Origin of the sequence: Oscillatoria sp. FACHB-1407, assembly GCF_014697545.1 — a bacterium.
Lineage (GTDB): Bacteria > Cyanobacteriota > Cyanobacteriia > Elainellales > Elainellaceae > FACHB-1407.
Window position 1 is genome coordinate 1 of record NZ_JACJSA010000060.1, and the last position, 6083, is coordinate 6083.

Below are 6083 nucleotides of genomic sequence, written 5' to 3' on the forward strand. Positions count from 1 at the left end.
TACGGTGGTTGGGCTAATGTGGAGGACTCGTGCGGTATCCCGAATACCACTGCCGTTGACTGCCATATCGCTAATCTTCTGCTTAACGTCTGGCAAATATCTTTGATAAGCGTATTGCAAGAGGAAAGTAGAACGGGGGCAATCGGTATTGCCGCACTTGTATCGTTGTTTTCCTTTTGATGACTTTCCGTGTTTAACGATGTTAGTGCAATTACAACTAGGACAGTGGATGGGTTCTCGAACCATTGGCAGACTTAAGGTAATTAGGTTACCTTTGATTGTGCCTTAAATCCACAGGTCTGGAACACCACCAATATTACCCAACCCCTCTGTGGGAACCTCTCTTCTTCCCCACAGCCCTGGTCTGGTGTGCTTTGCCCTGAGCTTGTGCATCGTTTCTTATTCCCCACTTGGCGTGCTCTTCGAGATACCCGAAGGGGTCGCTTCGAGATATCCGCCAGGGGGCGATTGTGTGCTTTGCCCATCGGTTGTGTGAGATCACCGATGCTTTGCCCTATTTCATTGCCACTTCGTGATTAACTTCAGCAGTTCCCCAATTGAGAGCAACCCTTGAAAGGGGCATTCTAGCGAGGATAGAGCCACATTGAGCGATTGACCCGATTCAACATCCTCAAGTTGTCTGAGATTACACTTATCCCAGATATTGGTCAATTATTGGGGATAAGATTTTGAGAGATAAGCATAATTGCTTATCCTAAGTTGCACCAGATCCACCTGTTCCATTCCCCTTCTCTCGCGCTTTAATCGAAAGAGCAGGGGTTTGTCTATCCCATCCCATTTCTCACTGAGCACTATGAAACGCCCAATTGTCCCAGATCCCATCATTGTGTCCCTCATTGGTGGCAAGGAGGTTGCCAATGCCCCTGTTGCTGAAGTTCGATCTCCTACTGATCTCAGGCAAACTAAAGTGGACGAGTTTATCGCTGCGCGATCGCTCAAACCCAAAAGCCAGCAAGCCTATCGGCGAGATTTGCAGTATTTCATGGACTGGACGGAACAAGCCTGGGCAACAGTCACTCGCAGGCAAGTGGCACAGTTTAAGCAGTCTCTTGTGCAGGAGCGGAAACTGGCTCCTAATTCGGTCAACCGCATCCTGAGAACCCTCAAAACCTTTTATAAATGGATGCTGGAGTCAGAATATATCTCCACTGACCCGACGACTGGAATCAAGCAGGAGACAGTACCCCAAGCTCAATCCCAGGAACTTGAGGATGAGGAGGTGGAGCAGATTTATAGAGCGATCGCAGAGATTAGTTGTGATCCGGTACGCGATCGCGCCCTATTCTCGGTATTGCTGCATGGTTTGCGGGCGGAAGAGGCTATCAACCTCAATTTCGAGGATTACGACGGACAACAGGTCACCGTTCGAGAAGCAAAACACGACAGTGTGGGGGAAGTGCCATTAATGCGGCAAGCACGGGCTGATTTGGATGCTTATGTGCAGCAACGTCACTCACAGGCAGTAAAAATAGGTCAAGATATAACAGCTCAAAGTCCGTTATTCGTCTCAAATTCCAACCGCAGTCGAGGAAAACGGTTAACTTATTGGGGAGTCCAGGAAGTGATGAACCAGCTTGCTGAGCACACTGGAATTAACTTACACGCGCATCGTGGGCGACATACCTTCTGCACGAACTTGATTGTCAAGTTGGAGATGGACACTGCACTAGCCATGGAGTTATCGCGGCATCGAGATATCCGCAGTTTTAGACGCTACACCAACCGCAAGAATCAGCTGGCAGCCAAACGAGCTTTTCTCAAGGCAACGGATCAACTAGAGCAGGGACAATGAATGCTACAGCTCTTTTGATTTAAGGATGGATATCTATTACCGACGGTGAACATCCTCAATCATGGGTTGTAGTTGTTGTTTGCTCAGCAAACTCATATAGCTTTGGTCAGAAAGCTTAGCGCAAAGACAATAGCTCAAATCCTGATTCTGGGAAAGCTTTTTGACTCGCCTTCGCCCCATTGAATATGGCTACGACTATAAAATGCAAGATTTTTTGCTTCATCCTCTATTGTTACTGGATATATCCTCGTAAATCCCGCTAATGCTGGGTTTGATCCTCTCGAACCCCTCTTCAAGATTAAAAGATGACGCTTACAGTCATCCCGGTTCGACGTAACCTTTCTGCCAACACATCACCCAACCCAGTGTGCCGGAGTGAGAACGCCACCCCGTGTCTGACCATCCGGTAGCTCGTCTGTTTGGACTGCCAAACTTAAAGCGGATTCACAGACAAACTTAACTGCCGCTCGATTACCTGGATCTCCTTTATCCCGAATCAACCCTCGCACTTTTCGCCCATCTACGGCAGTTCCCACTAACTCCCAGGAGAACCAACCCTCATTCATAGTTTGCTCGATGGTCCACTTCCTGGTTGAGGTAGGAAAGGATGCAGAAGCGATCGCACTTGAGGGTGTTGCAGCACTGCCATAAATAGCGCAAGCCCTGTGGTCATACTGGTAGCTTGTAGCCACACAAATGGTTCATCAAACTTGAAATACTCCTGGTAAGAAAAGTCTGAGCCGTAAGATTCTTGCCATGTCTCATACAAAGCACTGCGACGACGAACGACATGGGTATTAACAGGTCCTATGAAAAATGGAGCAACTCATGTGTTGAGATCAGGTTCAAACGATGGCATTTGGGGATCGCGGGTTCGCTCAATTTGAGCTTGAGCATAGACATACAAGAATTACTCCTGCAAGCAGAACTACATAGGTAACTTTACCTGAGTCATCACATTCTTCTGTTCTACGTGGGATAGAAATTTGGGTTGAGGTGGTAAACAGTGAAACTGTAGCAGGGTGTAAAGAGGATCAGAAACAACATTTTTTTGAGAAAGTGTCAAATTTTTATTGTCCTTTTAATTTTTTCTTGCAAATCGCTTGTAAAATTTTGAATACTTGCACATTTTTTCCCATGCAAGGAACAGAATTTATGATTATTACGATTGCCTCTTTGAAGGGAGGAGTCGGCAAAACTACAACTGCATTTCATGTTGCTGCGTATCTTCAATCTCTCGCTAATACCGTTTTGGTTGATGGTGATCCAAATCGATCAGCAATTGCATGGTCAAAGCAAACAACGTCTCCTTCGTTCAAGGTAATTTCAGAAAAACAATTACCCAAGTATGGGAGCCAGTTTGCTCACATTGTGATCGATACGCAAGCCCGTCCAAGCAACGAAGATTTTGCAGATCTTGTCGATACTTCTGATCTTCTGGTTTTGCCGAGTCCCCCTACGTTTCTAGATCTACAAGCCCTGGTCGAGACAACTGAGGTTCTCACCTCAATTGGCTGTAAAAAACATAAGGTTCTGCTGACCAAGGTTCCAACCAATACAGGTTCAACCGATGAACGAGATGCCAGGGAGTTTTTAGAAGAACAAAGCATTCCCGTCTTCAAAGGAAGAATTCGCTTCTACAAAGCCTATGAAAAGGCGGCTCTCAATGGCACTCCCGTAAACCTGGTGAAAGGAGATCGGAATGCTGCTATTGCATGGGCAGACTACAAAACTGTGATTGAAGAAGCACTTGAGGAGGTATACGCAAGTGGGAAAGTTTAGCAATATTGCAAGCCTAGTTAAGGAGCAGGAAACCGCTGCCGTAGCCGCCATCGAACAAAACGGAAAAGTAACAGCCAAAACGTTGGATGAAGCAATTGCTGGGGTCCCTATTCTGGAAATTCCAGTATCAAAGCTCCATCGGTGTCGTTGGCAACCTGCTGGTCGTCATAGTGAATCTGAGCTAGAAACGTTTGGACAGAGCGTTGATCTAATCGGTATCACTGACCCGATTGTCGTTCGTCCTCACCCAGAGATTTCTGGGGAGTACGAGATCTTGAATGGAGATAAGCGATGGATAGTAGCACAACGAAAAAAATTCTCTGTAATTTTGGCAAGAATTGTAGAAGCAAATGACGAGGTAGCTCATGCGATCTTCGCGGCTGGCTTGATGCACTCTACGAAACCTACCGAACTTCAGGAAACTGATATCGTCCTAAGCCATCTGTCAATGCGGCTCAACTTGTCGATTGACCATGTTGCCAGCTTAATTCATCGAGGCTATGAAGAGAGCCAGGGTAAGCTCACTAACAACGTTGTTAGTGGTCTGATTTGGAGCCAGTTAATGGCAGAATACAACTCAGTTACTAACCTTGCTTTGGGTACATTCTGCAAGCATCGGTTAAGCTGGTTGAGAATGCCCCCAGAGATTTTGGCAGCTGTGCGAGAGGGGAAAATCTTACCAAACAATGCTAAAGCCGTTGCTCGATTAAAAGATGAATCTCAACGCCAAATGCTTCTACAGCGAGCGATCGCTGAAAATCTCTCAGTTCGTGAGATTGGCGATTGTGTTAAAGCAGTAAAACCTAAAAAGCCAGTCGAAAACAATCCGGTAGCTCGTATAAAACAGATTTATCAACGAGTTAGATCATCCCAAACCGCATGGCAGGATGCCAGGAAGAGACAAAAATTGGAAAAATTATTGGGGCAGATTGAAGATCTGATAGAGGATAATCCTCCTTTATCCTGATTACTCAGCAGCCGTTTAGCATCAGTGGGAGCATCGGTAAGGGTTGAGGTAGCTCTTTATCACTGTTCTGCCAGCATTTTGTAAATTTCCCGCTTAACCTGAGTCAGCAACTCACGAACTCGATTAGCTTGCTCCAAATTGCCACTGAGAGCAACCTGGGCAACTGCATCATTGACCCGGGTTAAGGTCTGTCGCAACTCAATCAATTCAGAAGGCTTATTATCTGTAAAACGACCGGAGGCGTTTCTTGAATCAAACTGCCTCTGGCGATCGCCCAGGAATTGTTTACCACTCTCGGTGATCGTGTAAACCCGCTTGCCTTCAACTTCCTTACTGGTTAGATATCCCGCATTCTCCAACATCTGAAGCGTTGGATAAACAGGTGGTGTTCCAAACCTGTTGATAACCTCTGTAAGACCCCCTGTAGTCTCCCTTACCAAGGGGGACGGCGACAGCCGGGGGTTAGTAGCAACAGATCTGAAACACTACCCATTTACCCATACAAATCCAATCAATGAACAGAGCAGTGAATTGTTGTATGCACTAGCTCAACAAGCCGCTTTATCCATTCAATTAACACGATTAGCAGAAGAGGCAAAACAAGCGGCGGTTTTTCAGGAACGCTCTTATATCGCCACTGAAGTTCATGACACCTTGGCTCAAGACTTCGCTGGAGTGCTGATGCAACTCCAAGCGTTCACTGCCCTCAACCCCCTTGATTCCAATCAAGCACAAATCCATTTCACTCGTGCCCAAGACCTCTGTAAACGTGGACTGGTAGAAGCGCGGCGTTCAGTTTGGTGCTTGCAGCAGGATAGTGATCAATACAGCCATCTGCTTGGGTTAGTGCAGCACTTCACCGAACAACTCAGCGTTAGCTCTCCCATGCCAATTCATTTTGAGTCGCAAGGCGAGCCTTATCCAATTAACCCTGAATTTGGCAGACACTTACTGCGTATCGTGCAAGAGTCTTTAGCGAACGCTATCCGTCATGCAAACGCTCACGCAATACAAGTGCAATTGCTTTACGCTTCAGAGCAGATTGCGATCGAGATTCAAGATGACGGCTGTGGCTTTGACTCCCAAAACCCACCCCCATCTGGCTTTGGGCTACAGGGGATGCAGCAGAGAGCTAGCTTAATTGGTGCTCAACTCACCATCATTAGCCAACCAGGACGCGGTACAGCCATAATGGTGAATTTACCGATCGCCTAGAACTTTAACTCATAGATAAATCGACTAAAGCTTGTTAAAGATCTAAGAAAAGTTGAACTTGTCGTGGCTTTCTCAGGTTTCTCAGAGAGAATTATAGAATCTTTCCTTCTCCCACCTCAGCCCTCTAACTATGGTAGTTGCTCACCCTCCATCAAAAATTATCCGTGTTCTTGTGGCAGATGACCACCCGGTCGTCCGAGATGGGTTGGCGGCAGTGCTCAACACGAAGCCTTGCATAGACGTTGTTGCCCAAGTTAGCAATGGTAGAGAGGTTGTTGAACAATTCCGACAACATCAACCTGATGT

The 6083-nt window shown here is 46.5% G+C and carries 8 protein-coding genes; 5 read left to right on the top strand and 3 right to left on the bottom strand.

Annotated features, from left to right (window positions below):
- The coding region (locus H6G89_RS36555) for an IS1 family transposase (protein ID WP_190514475.1) at positions 1-246 on the bottom strand (246 nt) is incomplete at its 3' end.
- 568 nt (positions 247-814) lie between these two features.
- On the opposite strand from H6G89_RS36555, the gene H6G89_RS34165 reads away from it, so the two are divergent.
- Positions 815-1813: a tyrosine-type recombinase/integrase gene (locus tag H6G89_RS34165; protein ID WP_190514476.1), complete on the top strand. Its 999-nt coding sequence runs from the start codon at positions 815-817 to the stop codon at positions 1811-1813.
- A gap of 353 nt (positions 1814-2166) precedes the next feature.
- Here the strand turns inward: H6G89_RS34165 and H6G89_RS34170 are convergent, their stop codons facing one another.
- Positions 2167-2505: a hypothetical protein gene (locus H6G89_RS34170; RefSeq protein WP_190514477.1), complete on the bottom strand. Its 339-nt coding sequence runs from the start codon at positions 2503-2505 to the stop codon at positions 2167-2169.
- Positions 2506-2809: 304 nt separating this feature from the next.
- Here H6G89_RS34170 and H6G89_RS34175 point away from each other — a divergent pair, with 304 nt between their 5' ends.
- Positions 2810-3595 (top strand): nucleotide-binding protein, encoded by a 786-nt coding sequence (locus tag H6G89_RS34175; protein WP_309230168.1) that lies wholly within the window; start codon positions 2810-2812, stop codon positions 3593-3595.
- On the top strand, positions 3582-4562 hold the full coding sequence (locus H6G89_RS34180) for a ParB/RepB/Spo0J family partition protein (RefSeq protein WP_190514478.1): 981 nt from the start codon (positions 3582-3584) through the stop codon (positions 4560-4562). The genes H6G89_RS34175 and H6G89_RS34180 overlap by 14 nt, the downstream gene beginning before the upstream one ends.
- Positions 4563-4621: 59 nt before the next feature.
- Here the strand turns inward: H6G89_RS34180 and H6G89_RS34185 are convergent, their stop codons facing one another.
- On the bottom strand, positions 4622-5002 hold the full coding sequence (locus H6G89_RS34185; RefSeq protein ID WP_255519573.1) for a PadR family transcriptional regulator: 381 nt from the start codon (positions 5000-5002) through the stop codon (positions 4622-4624).
- 91 nt (positions 5003-5093) lie between these two features.
- On the opposite strand from H6G89_RS34185, the gene H6G89_RS34190 reads away from it, so the two are divergent.
- A complete protein-coding gene (locus H6G89_RS34190) occupies positions 5094-5777 on the top strand; it encodes a sensor histidine kinase (RefSeq protein WP_190514480.1) in 684 nt (227 codons plus the stop codon).
- Positions 5778-5907: 130 nt separating this feature from the next.
- On the top strand, positions 5908-6083 hold a 176-nt coding region (locus H6G89_RS36560; protein WP_339384502.1), incomplete at its 3' end, for a response regulator transcription factor.